Here is a 13,767-nt window from a genome sequence, read left to right as displayed (position 1 = left end):
GGCGTCAGGCTCCAGCTTGCTGGAAGGATTTAGCGAGATCACGGACCGCCTCGGGCGAGGTCTGGTCCAGGGCCTGGACGGCCAGGGTCTGGCAGGCGGCAAGCTCGAGGGTGCGCACCAGGGCCTTCACCTCCGGCACGATCGACGCCGTCGCGGAGAGTTCCGTGACGCCCAGGCCCAGCAGCACGGGTACGGCGGCAAGGTCCGAGGCGAGCCCCCCACAGACGCCGACCCAGCGGCCGTGTCTGGCGGCGCCTTTGCAGGTCTGGTCGATCATCCGCAGCACCGCCGGGTGCAGGGCGTCGATGCGGGCGGCCAGTTCGGGGTTACCCCGGTCCATGGCCAGGACGTATTGGGTGAGATCATTGGTGCCGATCGAGAGGAAGTCAGCCTCGGCGGCGATCAGGTCGGCGGTGACCGCGGCGGCCGGGGTCTCGATCATCACGCCGAGTTCGATGCGCTCGGTGATCCCCAGCTCCTTCCTGGCCTCCTCCAGCACGGCGCGGACGGCGCGCAGTTCCGAGAGGCTGCCCACCATCGGGACCATGATCTTGCATTGGCCGAGCGGCTGAACACGCAGGATGGCGCGCAGCTGGGTCTTCAGCAGGTGCGGCCGCCACAGGGAAACCCGCACGCCGCGAAGGCCCAGCGCCGGGTTCTCCTCGGCCGGGATGGGCAGATAGGGGGCGGCCTTGTCGCCGCCGACGTCCAGCGTGCGCACGATCAGCGGCTTACCTTCGAGCGCCGTGGCGACGGCCTGGTACTGGGCGGCCTGCTCGTCCTCGCTGGGCGGGGTCTCGCGGTCGAGGAACAGGAACTCGGTGCGCAGCAGGCCGCAGCCTTCGGCGCCGTTGGCCGTAGCGGCCAGCGCGTCCTTCTCCGAGCCGACATTGGCGAACACCTCGATCCGGGTCCCGCAAGCCATGGTGCTGGCTTCATGGGCGGCGGCCTTGGCGGCGGCGCGGCGCTCGTGGCGGGCGGCGATGGCGCTCTGGGCCTGGGCCAGGGCGTCGGCGTCGGGAGCCACGCGCAGCTTGCCCCCTTCGGCGTCGAGGATCAGGGCCGTGCCGTCGGCGATCTCCAGCGCGCCGGGACCGACCGCGACCAGGGCCGGCAGGCCCATGGCGGCGGCGAGGATGGCCACGTGCGAGGTGGGGCCGCCGCGGGCGGTGGCGAAGCCGGCCACCCGGGCCGGATCCACGCCCATCAGTTGCGAGGGCAGAAGCTCGTCGGCCAGCAGGATCGCCCCGGCCGGCAGGGCCCGCACACCCTCCTCCTCCAGGCCCAGCAGCACCCGCAGCACCTGGCGCTCCAGATCGATCAAATCATCGACCCGCTCGGCCAGGCGGCGGTCGCCCAGGCCTTTCAGCGCCTCGACATAGCCGCCGACGGCGCGCCGCCAGCCAAAGCCGGCGCTCTTGCCCTCGCCGATCAGCTTGCGGGCGGCGGCGGTCAGTTCGGGGTCTTCGAGGAAGGCCAGGTGCGCGGCCAGGATCGCCTTGCGCGCCGCCTCGCCGGTCTCGGCGGCCGAGGCGATGCGAGCGCGGACGGTGTCCAGGGCCGTATCCAGGGCGGCCAGTTCGGCGGCGACGCCGGCTCCGGCTTCGGCCACGGCGATCTCTTCCACCGCCAGCCGCACGGCCTGGCCGATCGCCAGGCCCGGCGCGGCCATCACCCCGCGCAGCACGCCCGGCTCGGCCGGATCCGAAGGGGCGGCGAGAATAACGGGGGGCTCTTCGATCTTGGCCGGAACCTCGCCGGCCTTCTCGCCCATGCCGCTTTCGATCAGGGCGGCGATCGCCTCGACGGCGGCGGCGGCATCAGCCCCGGAGGCGACGATGGAGACGTGGTCGCCCAGCTTCACGGCCAGGGCCATAACCCCGACCGGGCTGCGCGCGCCGGCCCGGCGGCCGGCGGCCACGATCGCGATCTCGGCGGTAAAACCCCGCGCCCTCTCGGCGATCCGCGCCGCCGGCCGGGCGTGAATGCCATGCGCCAGCGGCACGACGATCTCGCGGGAGATCTCGGCCTCGGCCGTGGTTTCGACCACCGCCGCGCCGCCGACCGGCACCAGCTCCATCAGGAAGCCGCCCGCCTGGGTCTCGACGTCCTGCGTCCGCCGGACGATCTCGAAGGCCTCCGGATTGGTAATGACCACCGGCGTGATCAGGCTCTTGGCCCGCTGCGCCAGTAGATCGAGATCAAAGCCGATCAGCGCATCGCCGGCCTTCACCATCTGCCCCTCGGCGACGTGGACGCTAAAGCCCTCCCCGCCAAGCACCACCGTCTCCAGGCCGACATGCATCAGCACCTCGGCCCCGTTCCCCGCCCGGATCGTCACCGCATGACCCGACCGGTGCACGCTCAACACCGTTCCGTCGCAAGGCGAAACCAGCACCGACCCCACCGGATCGATCGCCACCCCGTCCCCCAGCATCCGCTCCGCGAACACCGCGTCCGGAACCTCCTCCAACGGTCCCGTCCACCCCGCCAAAGGCGATTGAAGCACCAGACCCGACATCGACGACTCCCCCGAAACCTGTCGCAGCGCGGCCTGTCCCGGCGCGCTTGCTTCTCTTGATCGAAGGCTGAGCATAGATGCCATTTTAATACCACTCAAAAAACGAACACCGACACCGGAAGCCGAAAATCGTTTGACACAAAAGCGATTTATCGCCCTGGTGCGATTTATCGGATCGAAGCGGCGGACAAAAAGGACTTAGATTGGTATGTGCGCAGTGAGATGCCCCGAAACGCGGCGCCTGGCTCCACTGGAGATGGAAATCTAACCCATGCTGCTCTCCGAACGCATCGGCCCGATCGAGACCACCGCCTCCGCGCCGCTCTATCTGCAGCTCCAGCGCGCCCTGCGCGAGGCGATCCAGCACAAGATCCTGACGCCGGAAGACGCCCTGCCGCCCGAGCGCGACATGGCCGAGGACTTCAACGTCTCGCGCATCACCGTGCGCAAGGCGCTGGAGGGCCTGGTCAGCGAGGGCCTGCTCACCCGTCGCCAGGGCGCGGGCACCTTCGTCGCCTCGCGGGTCGAGAAGAACTTCTCCAAGCTGACCTGCTTCACCGAGGACATGATCTCGCGCGGCCGCAGCCCGCACAGCGAGTGGCTGGCCAAGATGGAGGGCTCGGTGACGCCCGAGGAGTCGCTGACGCTCGGCCTGTCGCCCAGCACGCCGGTCTACCGCTTCCACCGCATCCGCTATGCCGACGGCGCGCCGATGGCCGTCGAATATTCGACCATCGCCGCCTTCGCCCTGCCCTCGGTCGAGGTGGTCGAGCACTCGCTGTACGAAGCCATGGCCGACGCCGGCTACCGGCCGGTGCGGGCGCTGCAGCGCCTGCGCGCGGTGCTGATCACCCCGCAGCACGCCACCCTGCTGGGCGTGAAGGCCAAGGACGCCGGCCTGCTGGTCGAGCGGCGCGGCTTCCTCAGGGACGGCCGGGCCGTCGAGATCACCCAGTCCTACTATCGCGGCGACACCTACGACTTCGTGGCCGAACTCAACGACCCCGCCTGACCCCTCCCCCTCTCTGTTTTTGTGTCTGGAGTACGGCCCGTGACCGCGCAGCCCCTTTCCCATTTCCAAGCCCTGACCGCCGAAGCGACACGCATGTTCCAGGAGGCCGGCGAGGCCTCGGTAGTGGTCGCCCGGCAGCTGGCGGCCAATGCGGACGCGGCGGCGGCGATCGCTGAACGCCTGCGGGCGAGCCCGCCCCGGGCCGTGGTCACCTGCGCGCGCGGATCGAGCGACCATGCGGCGACCTTCGCCAAGTACCTGATCGAGACCCGCGCGGGCGTGCTGACCTCGTCGGCGGCGCTGTCGGTGTCGTCGGTCTACGCCGCGCCGCAGGACCTGGAGGGGGTGCTCTATCTCGCCATCTCGCAGTCGGGTAAGAGCCCCGACCTGCTGGCCGCCGTCGAGGCGGCCAAGGCCGGCGGCGCCTTCACCGTGGCCCTGGTCAATGACCAGAGCTCGCCGCTGGCGGCGCTGGCCGACGCGGTATTGCCGCTGCATGCGGGGCCGGAGCTGAGCGTCGCGGCGACGAAGTCCTACATCGCCGCCCTCGTGGCTATCGCCCAACTGGTGGCGGCCTGGACCCAGGACGAGGAACTGACGGCGGCGCTCGAAGCGCTTCCGACCGGCCTGGCTGCGGCCTGGGAGCAGGACTGGAGCGCCGGGATCGCGGCGCTGTCGGGCGCGACCAACCTCTATGTGCTGGGGCGCGGCGTCGGCTTCGGCGTCGCCCAGGAAGCGGCCCTGAAGTTCAAGGAGACCTGCGGCCTGCACGCCGAGGCCTTCAGCGCCGCCGAGGTGCTGCACGGCCCCATGGCCCTGGTGAAGGACGGCTTCCCGGCTCTGGTTTTGGCCCAGGAGGACGAGACTTACGACAGCACGCTGAAGATGGCCCAGGGCCTGGCCGAGCGCGGCGCGACCGTGCTGCTGGCCGGCGGCGAGGTTTCAGGCGCGACCGCCCTGCCGAGCCAGTCCGGCCATCCGCTGCTGGAGCCGATCCTGCTGGTGCAGAGCTTCTACCGCATGGCCGCCGGCCTGTCGGTGGCGCGCGGCTACGATCCCGACAGCCCGCCCCACCTCAACAAGGTGACCCAGACCGTCTGATGCCCGTCACCGCGCTCGTAAATGCTCAGATCCTGACGCCGGCCGGCGTCGTCAGCGGCCAGGCCCTGCTGGTGCGCGACGGCGTGATCGCCGACCTGATGGCCCGCGCCGACGTCCCGACCGACGCCGTCGTGGAAGATCTGGCCGGCGGCCTGCTGGTCCCCGGCTTCATCGACACCCAGGTCAACGGCGGCGGCGGGGTGCTGTTCAACGACGCCCCGACGGTGGAGACCATCGCCGCCATCGGCGCGGCCCATCGGCCCTATGGCACGACCGGCTTCCTGCCGACCCTGATCAGCGACGACCTGCACGTCGTCGATGCGGCCATGCGGGCGACGGAAGTCGCCATCGAGCAGGGCGTGCCCGGCGTGCTGGGCGTGCATATCGAGGGCCCGTTCCTCAACGAACAGCGCAAGGGCATCCATGACGCCGGCAAGTTCCGCGTCCTCGACGAGGCGGCGATCGCCCTGCTGTCGTCGCTGAAGCGTGGCAGGACCCTGGTGACCCTGGCCCCGGAGATGACCACCCCGGACATGGTCGGCCGCCTGGCCGAGGCCGGCGTCGTGGTGGCCGCCGGCCACACCAACGCAGCTTACGAGACCGTCCGCGCCGCGCTCGGCGCCGGCCTGACCGGCTTCACCCACCTCTTCAACGCCATGTCGCCGCTGACCAGCCGCGCCCCCGGCGCGGTCGGCGCGGCGCTGGAGAGCCAGTCGGCCTGGTGCGGGATCATCGTCGACGGCCGCCACGTCGATCCGGCAACGCTGCGGATCGCCCTGCGCACCCGGCCGCTGGACCGCTTCATGCTGGTCACCGACGCCATGCCCACCGTCGGCATGAGCGACAAGCGCTTCGTCCTCCAGGGCCAGGCGATCACCGTCGAGGACGGCGTCTGCGTCGGCCCCGGCGGCACCCTGGCCGGCTCCGACCTCGACATGATCGGCGCCGTCCGCAACGCGGTGGACATGCTGGGCCTTGGCCTGGAAGACGCGGTGATGATGGCCGCCGCCGCCCCGGCCGCGTTCCTGGGCCTATCGGCTGCGCGCGGCTCCATCGCGCCGGGCCAGGCCGCCGACCTCGTGTTGCTCGACGGCGAGCGCAACGTCGTGCGCACCTGGATCGACGGGCGGGAATAAGAAAAGGGCGCTGGTCTCCCGACCAGCGCCCCTTCCCTGCCGCCCTCCCCCAAGGGCGGCGCGCGAAAGTCCCAAGCCCTAGAACTTGTAGCGGACGCCCAGCAGCACCTCACGACCGGTGTGGTGATAGACCACCGGCATGTTCTGCTCGCCGCTGAACTGGTCCTGGTACTCGTCGGTCAGGTTCACCCCTTCCAGGGTGATCTTGAACTGGTCGTTCAGGGTGTATTGCAGCGAGGCGTCGACGTTGAAGGTCTCGTTGGTGCCGTCATAGAGCACCGGCGCGGCCGTGGTGTTCTCCTGGCCCAGCACGCGGGTCAGGTACTTGTCGCGGTACGAGGCCGAGACGCGGCCGCTGAACTTGGCGTCCTCGTAGTAGAGGGTGGCGTTGTAGCCGTTGCGCGACAGGCCGGTCAGGTCGCCGGTGGCGACCACGGCGCCGGCCGAGTTGACGTACTTCACGTCCGACTTGACGTAGGTGTAGTTCAGCAGGACGCCGGTGTTGGCCAGCGGGCCCGGCAGGAACTTGAACGGCTGCTGGTAATTGATCTCGAAGCCCTTGACCTTGCCGCCGTCGGTGTTGACCGGGGTCGAGAAGTTCCATTGCGCCGAGGGGCTGCAGCCGGTGGTCGTGCCGCAGGCGGCGATGGCCACGCTGTCGGGAATGCCGAACGGGTTGCCGGTGAAGGTGGTCGAGGTGGTGACCGTCTGCACCAGGCTGCCGATGTCCTTCTGGAACAGGGCCAGCGACAGCAGGGCCTGGCTCTGGAAGTACCATTCGAAGGCGATGTCGTAGGTCTTGGCGCGGAACGGATCCAGGTTCGGGTTGCCGGCGGTGACACTGCGGGCGGTGCCCGAGACGCTGACCGTCGAGCCCGGGGTCAGGCTGCCGAGGTCCGGACGCGACATCACCTTGGCCGCGCCGAAGCGGATCAGGAAGTTGTCGGTCGGCTCGACCACCAGGTTCAGGGCCGGCAGGGTGTCGTCATACTCGCGGCTGGCGGTGATGCCGACGGGCGAGCCGCCGACATAGGTGAAGCCGCGGGCGTACTGCTTGGTCTTCACGTAGCGGACGCCGAGATTGCCGCGCACGCCGACGCCGCCGATCTCAGTGCGCAGGTCGCCCTGCAGATAGGCGCCGCGATCCTCTTCGGCGACGCCGCGGTTGTTGCCCAGCGACGGCTCGGCGCCGAGCTTGAAGGCGCCGCCATAGGCCGACTGGTCGTAGAGGCTCAGCGCGCTGGCGGCCTTGGCCAGATCCGGGATGATGGTCTGGACGCCGTTAAAGGTGGCCAGTCGGCTGAAGCTGGCCAGCGACATCGCGGCGATCGCCGCCGGGATCACCGTTTCCTGGTTGGTCGTGGTGCCGACCGTGCGGCGCAGTTCGGTGGTCTCGAACTCGTACTGCTTGAAGTTCAGGCCGCCGCTCAGGCTGAGCGCGTCGTTGAGCTTGTACTCCGCCCAGGCCTGGGCCGTGTCGTAGGTGTTGACCGCCGACTGCGGGCGCAGGCGGATCTGGGTCAGCTTCCACTTGGTCGGGTCGGTCAGGGCCGCGTTGCCGTAGCTGAACTTCGGATCACGGCTGTCGGTGTAGTCGTAGCTGTAGCCGTCGACGTTGAAGTAGTCGAAGCGCAGCGTCGTCTGGATCGGGTTCTGGTGGTCCGACTTGGAGTGGCCGACGAAGCCGTGGATCGTGAAGTTGTCGCTGATCTGGTGGTCGCCGGTCAGCGAGAACTGGGTGAACTTGGTGTCGAGCTTGTCGAAGCGGTTCTCGACGGCCAGGTCGACGTCGTCGAACGTGCCCTTGACCATCACGCCGTTCTCGATGGTGCGCGCGGTCACGTTGGTGTCGGCGATGCCGCAACTGCTGGCGACGTTGGCGGCCGTACAGGCGCCGCCGGTGCTGAAGGACGGGGCCTCCAGATAGGTCTCCTGGCGCGTGCCCTTGAAGTCGGCGTAGAGGGCGTCGAACGACAGGGTCGTGCCTTCGAACGGCTGGAATTGCAGGGCCAGGGTGGCGCCCAGGCGCTCCTGGTCGCTCTCGAAGCGGTCAAGGCGCGGGAAGCGCGGGTGGAAGGCGGCGTTGTCGGCCAGGGCCTGGGCCGAGGGGTTCACCGTGGTGGGCAGGCCCGCGCCGTTGTTGACGGCGTCGAAGCCCGGCGAGAAGGCGTTGCCCGTGGCCCAGCGCACGGTGCTGTTGCCCTCTTCGAGGATCTTGCGCTTGGTGTAGGCCACCGAGAACAGGGCCCCGAACCGGCCGTCCTGCCAGGTGTTCGAGATCATGAAGGCGCCGCGCGGCGTGGCCTTCTCGGAGAGGTCGTTGTAGCTGCCCTGCAGTGAGGCCGACATGGCGAAGCCGTTGTAGTCGAACGGACGCGCGGTGCGCAGGTCGACCGTGGCGCCCAGCGAGCCCTCTTCCACCGACGCCTCGCCCGTCTTGCGCACGGTGATCGAGTTGAAGAGGTCCGAGGCGAAGATGTTGAAGTCGAACGAACGGCCGCGGTTGGTGCCGCCCGAGGCGTCGGCGCCGCCGGCGGTCGTCAGGGCTTCCATGCCGTTGATGCGCACGCGGGTGAAGGTGGGGCCAAGGCCCCGCACCGAGATCTGACGGCCTTCGCCGCCGTCGCGCGCCAGGGCCACGCCGGGGATGCGCTGGATGGATTCGGAGAGGTTGAGGTCGGGGAACTTGCCGATGTCCTCGGCCAGGATCGAGTCGGTGGCGGCGGCTTCCTCGCGCTTGACGTTGAGGGCCTTGGCCAGGCTGTTGCGGAAGCCCGTGACCACCACCGCCTCGACTTCGGAGCTCTCGGTCGTCGCACCGGCGTCCTGCGCCATGGCCGAGCCCGCGGCCGCCAGGGCCAACGCCACCGCGCCGGCCGACACGCCGATCTTCAGAGCGCGCAGGCGCGCGTCATGTCCGTAAGACATCCAGTCCTCCTCCCATACGTTTCGTTGCAACGCGGTCTCACAGACCCCGTCGTGGCTTCGAAACGACCGCGCGTCCTTCCCACGCGGCCGCTCTCGGCCGTCATTATGGAAACCGGTGTCATTCGCATTTGTAATGCGCTGACACCGGTAGCAACTAACGCGTAACAAACACTGGAGGGCGTATCAAGCTGTGGGACCGGTAACAGTTGCAACGACCGACGCGAACGTGGCGCCGGCGCTACGCTAGGGTCTCATGGGGCGCTGTTTCAGCGCTGGGCGACCTTGTGCAGGCCGTCGAGCATGCCCCGGCGGTGCTCGGCCGGCAGGCTGGCGCCGACGTTTCGCAGCAGGCGCAGGGCCGAAAGGTGGACGTCCACCGCGTCCCAGCGCCAGGCGCCGGCCTCGGCGCAGTTGTCGACCAGGGCGCACAGCGACACCGCCGCCTCGTCGACCCCGGCGTCGGCGGCGAAGCCGGCCACGTCGATGATCTTCAGGGTCAGGGTGTAGAGCGTCTCGAAGTCCTCGCCGGCGCGACCGGCGGCCGTGGGGCCAAAGCGCGCCTCAATGGCCTCCAGGGCTTCGTCCAGGGCGGCCAGCGAGCTATCGCGCAGGGTCTCGACATTGGCCTCGGCCGCGGCGACCGCGTCCTTGGCCAGGATGCCGCCGCGATCCTTGATCATGGCGGCGAGGCGGTTGGGGGGCCGGAACTTGCGGACGGTCATATCTGCACCTTCGCGACCTTCATCAGGCTGTTGATCTCTTCCTGCGACATGTTCGGCTCCTGAGCGTCGCCGACCTCCCCCGCCAGGTCGTCCTTGCGTCGGCCGTCCGTCCCCGGCGGCGGCCCCTCGTGCTTGAAACGGCGATCGGGCCCGACATAGCTGTCGCACTCGATGAAGGCTCGCTCTTCCCGCGCCACCCAGAAGATCCGCTCCAGCAGCACCTTGGGCGTGATCGGCTTGGCGACGGTGAAGTTGGATCCGGCGTCGCGGTTCTTGAACACCTGCGAGGTGCGGGTGTGGCCCGTCACCAGGATCACCGGAACATAGCGGTTGGTTTCGGGCCCCTCGCGGCGGAGCCACTGGATGAATTCGTAGCCGTCGACCTCGGGCATCTGCACGTCGCTGATGATCAGGTCGAAGGTGTGGATCTTGATGAGGGCCTGGGCGTCCTTGACCGACTCCGCGCGGTGCAGGGAGCGCACGCCGAAGCCGGAGACCACGCCCGACAGGATGTCCAGAGACGCGCCATTATCGTCGAGCACCAGCACGGTGGCCCGCTCGAGATTGATCCGAGTCGATGGATTTAGCGGCTCGGGCATCGACGCCTCAGAAGAAGTCGAGTTCGCCGGCCTCGGCGCCCCAGCCCGCATGGTCCTTGTCGGAACGCAGGCGGCCCACCAGGTCGGCCAGGCCCAGGCCTTCGAGCAGGGGCTCGATCGCCAGGTTCCATTCGCCGGACGCATGCTGACTGATGCGGGCCAGCACGTCCGACAGGCCGTGCAGCCGCTGGCTCAGCTCGTCGAGCGCCTGCAGGCGGGTGATGTTCTCGAGCGCCGCGCCGCCGGTGGCCAGCTCGCCCGCCACGTGCTCGCAGTCGCGGCAGATCATCGCCGCGGCCGCCAGCTCGGCCGCTAGCCGACGCGACAGCTCGCCCACCGGAAGCTGATGATCCGGGGAAACGATGATATCGGCGGCGGCGGTCGACGTGGCGGTCATGAGGTCTAGAACAGCTCCAGGTCGCCGGCGTTGGACGCGGGCTGAGGAATCGGGGCGGGACGACGCACTTCTTGCGGCGCATTGTCGACGGCCACAAGGCGTTGGCGCACCCGGCCGGTGACCGGCCAGAACTCGACCCGGCGGGCCGAGACGCCGCCGACGCTGGACGACACGATCGGAATGCCTTCGTCGCGCAGGAAACGCTCGGCGAAGGCCGCGTTGCTGGCGCCGACGTCCGACAGGCTGTCGAACAGCTTGCCGCCGCCGAAGATCTTGGCTTCCAGCCGCTCGCGGCGGGCGCCCTTCTTCAGCAGGCCGTTGATCAGCAGTTCCATGGCGTAGGCGCCATAGCGCACGGCGTCGCCGCCGCTACCGCTGCTGCGGCCGTCGCCCGCGTCGGGCAGCAGGAAGTGGTTCATGCCGCCGACGCCGGCCTGCGGATCGCGGATGCAGGCGGCGATGCACGAGCCCAGCACCGTGGTCATCACCACGTTCGGGTCGGTCGAGACATGGCTTTCGCCCTGGGTCACGTGGACCTTGGTCGCGCGCAACTCGTCGTCGTGGGAGTAGTCGCGCCCGATCATGTCAGCTGCCCGAAAACTTGTTCGATCTTGTCGCGCAGACCCTGCACGGTGAACGGCTTGACGCAGTAGTTGTTGACGCCGAACTGCACGGCGCGCTGCACGAGCTCGCGGTCGGCCCGGCCGGTCAGCATGACGAAGGCCGTCTGCCGGATCGGCGGGTGCGAGCGCACGGCGCGCAGCAGGGCCAGGCCGTCCATCTTCGGCATGTTGAAGTCCGAGATGACCAGGTTGGCCGGCTTGGCCAGGAGGTTCTTCAGAGCCTCCTCGCCGTCGGGCGCCTCGCGGATGTCCTTGAAGCCGATCTGCTGCAGGGCGTTTCGGATCAGCGCCCGCATGGTCAGCTGGTCGTCGACGACGAGAACGGAAATGGTGCTTGCTTGGGGCATGGGTCTATCGCCTCGCGGAGGCCAGATCGAGAATGGATTGGCCGATGGAGGACAGGGAAACCTGCTTCTCCACGGCCCCGAGTTCAAAGGCGGCGCGAGGCATGCCGTAGACGACGCAGCTGGCCTCGTCCTGGCCCACCGTGCGGGCGCCGGCCTGGCGCATCTGCAGCAGGCCCTGGGCGCCGTCGCGGCCCATGCCGGTCAGGATCGCGCCAACGGCCTTGTCGCCGACGGCCTGGGCCACCGAGCGGAACAGCACGTCGACCGAGGGGCGGTGGCCGCTGACCGGGTCGCCGGCCGTCAGGCGGCAGCGCAGGCCGGCCGAGCGGACGACTTCCAGGTGCGTGGCGCCGCCCGGGGCGACATAGACCTTGCCGACTTCCAGCAGCGCGCCGTCGGTGGCTTCCTGCACCTTAGCCCCGCTGGCGCGGTCGAGGCGCGCGGCGAAGCTGGCGGTGAAGGTCGCCGGCATGTGCTGGGTGATGACCGTCGGCGGGCAGGTCTCGGGGAACTGGGTCAGGATCGACAGCAGGGCTTCCACCCCGCCGGTCGACGAGCCGATGGCGACCACGTCGCCGGTCGGCACGTAGGCGCCGCGGCGAACCGGTGCCGGCGCGGCGTCGGCCTTGGTGCGGACCGAGGCGCGGGCCGCGGTCTTCACCTTCTCGGCGACTTCCGCCAGGGCCTCGGCGGTGCCGGTGGCCGTGGTCGGCTTGCCGACGCAGTCGACGGCGCCCAGCTCCAGCGCGCGCAGGGTCATCTCGGCCCCGGCCTGGGTCAGGCTGGAGACCATGACCACCGGCATCGGCCGCAGGCGCATGATCTTCTCGAGGAACTCGATGCCGTTCATGTTCGGCATCTCGATGTCGAGGGTCACGACGTCCGGGTTCAGGGCCTTGATCATGCCCCGGGCCTCGAACGGGTCGCCGGCGGCGCCGACCACCTCGATCTCGGAGTCGCGGTTGAGGGCGGCCGTGATCAGGCCGCGCATGGTCGCCGAGTCGTCGACGACGAGGACGCGAATCTTGGGCATGGTCAGACCCCCGTCTTGCGATAGGCGGTCAGGCCGCAGCTCTCGAAGCCGCGCACATTGGCGCCGACGCGTTCGGAGTGGCCCACATAGAGCTTGCCGCCCTGCGCCAGCAGAGGCTGGAAGCGGCTCCAGACCCGCTCCTGGGTCGGTTCATCGAAATAGATCACGACATTCCGGCAGAAGATGGCGTCGAACGGACCCTTCATCGGCCAGGACGGGCCGTTGAGGTTCAGTTCGCGGAAAGCGACCAGGCGGCGGGCGGACTCGCAGACGCGATAGGCCCGGCGGTCATTCGGATCGCGCTCGAAGAACTGGCCCCGCTGAGCCGGCGAAATGCCTTCCAGCAGGTGTTCGTCGTAGACGGCCTGACGGCCGGTCGCGAGCACGTTGGTGTCGATGTCGGTGCCCAGGATGCGGATGTCGAGCTCGGCCGCGTTGGGCCAAACCGACAGCACCGTGAAGGCCATCGAATAGGGTTCCTGGCCCGACGAGCTGGCGGCGGACCACAGGCGCAGACGGCGGCCGGCGCGCACCTGGTCGGCGATCGGCTCCAGGATGTTGGCGCGCAGGTCGTCGAAGTGGTGCGGCTCGCGGAAGAAGCGGGTGACGTTGGTCGTCAGGGCCCGCAGCATTTCCTGGCTCTCGTCGTGACCCTGCTCGCTGGTCACGAAGGCGCAGTATTCCTTGAACGAACGCAGGCCCAGGGCGCGCAGGCGCTTGGCCAGGCGCGAATAGACCAGCGTGGCCTTGGTGTCGGGCAGGCTGATGCCGGCCATGCCGTACAGGATCTCGGCGATACGCTTGAAGTCCTGGGTCGTGAAGGCGAACTCGCCGTCGACCAGGGCCTCGCGCCGATCAGTGGAGGAAGGAGCGAAGGTCATCAGGCGGCCAGGGCCTCGCGCTCGGGCAGCAGACGATCGAGCGAGATCTCGCTGATCATCCGGCCGTCGATGGAAATGATGCCGCGGATGAAGTTGCGAACCATGTCGCAGGCCAGATCCGGGGTCGGTTGAACGAGATCGTCGGTGATCGACAGGATGTCGGACACCGCGTCGACCAGCATGCCGATCATGCGGTCGCCCGCCTTGACCACGATGAACACGCTGCGGACGGTCGGCTCGACCATCGGCATGCCCAGGCGGCAGGCCAGGTCCATGATCGGCAGCACCGCGCCGCGCAGGTTGATGACGCCGCGCATGTAGCCGGGCGACTGCGGAAGCGTCGTGGCCGGGCTCCAGCCGCGGATCTCGCGGACGGCCATGATGTCCACGCAGTATTCCTGGTCGCCGACCCGGAAGGAGATCAGTTCCCGGCGCTCGCCCGTGGTGATGATTTCTTCGGTCATCGG

Annotated in this window: 13 protein-coding genes; 3 read left to right on the top strand and 10 right to left on the bottom strand. The window is 69.1% G+C overall.

What is annotated here, in order from left to right:
• Positions 1–4 precede the first annotated feature (4 nt).
• Positions 5–2,521: a phosphoenolpyruvate--protein phosphotransferase gene (ptsP, locus tag AC07NS_RS06950; RefSeq protein ID WP_494602403.1), complete on the bottom strand. Its 2,517-nt coding sequence runs from the start codon at positions 2,519–2,521 to the stop codon at positions 5–7.
• 271 nt (positions 2,522–2,792) lie between these two features.
• On the opposite strand from ptsP, the gene AC07NS_RS06945 reads away from it, so the two are divergent.
• The 3 genes from AC07NS_RS06945 (at position 2,793) to nagA (ending at position 5,770) form a co-directional block, all read left to right on the top strand.
• Positions 2,793–3,533: a GntR family transcriptional regulator gene (locus AC07NS_RS06945; RefSeq protein WP_110133439.1), complete on the top strand. Its 741-nt coding sequence runs from the start codon at positions 2,793–2,795 to the stop codon at positions 3,531–3,533.
• Positions 3,534–3,626: 93 nt separating this feature from the next.
• Positions 3,627–4,634 carry an SIS domain-containing protein gene (locus tag AC07NS_RS06940; protein ID WP_494602834.1) on the top strand — a complete coding sequence of 336 codons (1,008 nt, stop codon included), beginning with the start codon at positions 3,627–3,629 and terminating at the stop codon, positions 4,632–4,634.
• Positions 4,634–5,770 (top strand): N-acetylglucosamine-6-phosphate deacetylase, encoded by a 1,137-nt coding sequence (gene nagA, locus AC07NS_RS06935; protein WP_494602401.1) that lies wholly within the window; start codon positions 4,634–4,636, stop codon positions 5,768–5,770. Before AC07NS_RS06940 ends, nagA begins: the two co-directional genes overlap by 1 nt.
• A gap of 78 nt (positions 5,771–5,848) precedes the next feature.
• On the opposite strand, the gene AC07NS_RS06930 is transcribed toward nagA, so the two are convergent.
• The 9 genes from AC07NS_RS06930 to AC07NS_RS06890 form a co-directional block, all read right to left on the bottom strand.
• Complete coding sequence (locus AC07NS_RS06930) at positions 5,849–8,698, bottom strand: TonB-dependent receptor (RefSeq protein WP_494602399.1); 2,850 nt, start codon at positions 8,696–8,698, stop codon at positions 5,849–5,851.
• A gap of 266 nt (positions 8,699–8,964) precedes the next feature.
• Positions 8,965–9,420, bottom strand: a complete 456-nt coding sequence (locus AC07NS_RS06925) for a chemotaxis protein CheE (RefSeq protein ID WP_110118610.1) — start codon at positions 9,418–9,420, stop codon at positions 8,965–8,967.
• Entirely contained in the window at positions 9,417–10,019 is a 603-nt protein-coding gene (locus tag AC07NS_RS06920) for a response regulator (protein WP_494602398.1), read from the bottom strand. Before AC07NS_RS06920 ends, AC07NS_RS06925 begins: the two co-directional genes overlap by 4 nt.
• 7 nt (positions 10,020–10,026) lie before the next feature.
• Positions 10,027–10,416 carry a DUF8776 family protein gene (locus tag AC07NS_RS06915; protein WP_494602396.1) on the bottom strand — a complete coding sequence of 130 codons (390 nt, stop codon included), beginning with the start codon at positions 10,414–10,416 and terminating at the stop codon, positions 10,027–10,029.
• A gap of 5 nt (positions 10,417–10,421) precedes the next feature.
• The gene (locus tag AC07NS_RS06910) at positions 10,422–11,000 is read right to left on the bottom strand and encodes a chemotaxis protein CheD (protein WP_110118613.1); all 579 of its coding nucleotides are present in this window, start codon (positions 10,998–11,000) and stop codon (positions 10,422–10,424) included.
• Positions 10,997–11,386 carry a response regulator gene (locus tag AC07NS_RS06905; protein WP_007675655.1) on the bottom strand — a complete coding sequence of 130 codons (390 nt, stop codon included), beginning with the start codon at positions 11,384–11,386 and terminating at the stop codon, positions 10,997–10,999. Before AC07NS_RS06905 ends, AC07NS_RS06910 begins: the two co-directional genes overlap by 4 nt.
• A 4-nt stretch (positions 11,387–11,390) precedes the next feature.
• Entirely contained in the window at positions 11,391–12,419 is a 1,029-nt protein-coding gene (locus tag AC07NS_RS06900; RefSeq protein WP_110118614.1) for a protein-glutamate methylesterase/protein-glutamine glutaminase, read from the bottom strand.
• 2 nt (positions 12,420–12,421) lie between these two features.
• Entirely contained in the window at positions 12,422–13,300 is an 879-nt protein-coding gene (locus AC07NS_RS06895) for a CheR family methyltransferase (RefSeq protein ID WP_494602393.1), read from the bottom strand.
• Positions 13,300–13,764, bottom strand: a complete 465-nt coding sequence (locus AC07NS_RS06890; RefSeq protein WP_110118616.1) for a chemotaxis protein CheW — start codon at positions 13,762–13,764, stop codon at positions 13,300–13,302. The genes AC07NS_RS06895 and AC07NS_RS06890 overlap by 1 nt, the downstream gene beginning before the upstream one ends.
• Between the last annotated feature and the right edge of the window lie 3 nt (positions 13,765–13,767).

This window comes from Caulobacter sp. GW821-FHT10A10, from assembly GCF_059415745.1.
The sequence above is the reverse complement of the archived record's forward strand: the minus strand, read 5'-3'. Positions and strand labels throughout refer to the sequence as shown.

Excerpts from the sequence above, each read along its gene's own strand:
- AC07NS_RS06940 (WP_494602834.1), top strand. The coding sequence starts at position 3,627 with ATGTTCCAGGAGGCCGGCGAGGCCTCGGTAGTGGTCGCCCGGCAGCTG.
- ptsP (WP_494602403.1), bottom strand. The coding sequence starts at position 2,521 with ATGTCGGGTCTGGTGCTTCAATCGCCTTTGGCGGGGTGGACGGGACCG.
- AC07NS_RS06910 (WP_110118613.1), bottom strand. The coding sequence starts at position 11,000 with ATGATCGGGCGCGACTACTCCCACGACGACGAGTTGCGCGCGACCAAG.
- AC07NS_RS06915 (WP_494602396.1), bottom strand. The coding sequence starts at position 10,416 with ATGACCGCCACGTCGACCGCCGCCGCCGATATCATCGTTTCCCCGGAT.
- AC07NS_RS06920 (WP_494602398.1), bottom strand. The coding sequence starts at position 10,019 with ATGCCCGAGCCGCTAAATCCATCGACTCGGATCAATCTCGAGCGGGCC.
- AC07NS_RS06905 (WP_007675655.1), bottom strand. The coding sequence starts at position 11,386 with ATGCCCCAAGCAAGCACCATTTCCGTTCTCGTCGTCGACGACCAGCTG.
- AC07NS_RS06945 (WP_110133439.1), top strand. The coding sequence starts at position 2,793 with ATGCTGCTCTCCGAACGCATCGGCCCGATCGAGACCACCGCCTCCGCG.
- AC07NS_RS06900 (WP_110118614.1), bottom strand. The coding sequence starts at position 12,419 with ATGCCCAAGATTCGCGTCCTCGTCGTCGACGACTCGGCGACCATGCGC.
- AC07NS_RS06890 (WP_110118616.1), bottom strand. The coding sequence starts at position 13,764 with ATGACCGAAGAAATCATCACCACGGGCGAGCGCCGGGAACTGATCTCC.
- AC07NS_RS06925 (WP_110118610.1), bottom strand. The coding sequence starts at position 9,420 with ATGACCGTCCGCAAGTTCCGGCCCCCCAACCGCCTCGCCGCCATGATC.
- AC07NS_RS06895 (WP_494602393.1), bottom strand. The coding sequence starts at position 13,300 with ATGACCTTCGCTCCTTCCTCCACTGATCGGCGCGAGGCCCTGGTCGAC.
- nagA (WP_494602401.1), top strand. The coding sequence starts at position 4,634 with ATGCCCGTCACCGCGCTCGTAAATGCTCAGATCCTGACGCCGGCCGGC.
- AC07NS_RS06930 (WP_494602399.1), bottom strand. The coding sequence starts at position 8,698 with ATGTCTTACGGACATGACGCGCGCCTGCGCGCTCTGAAGATCGGCGTG.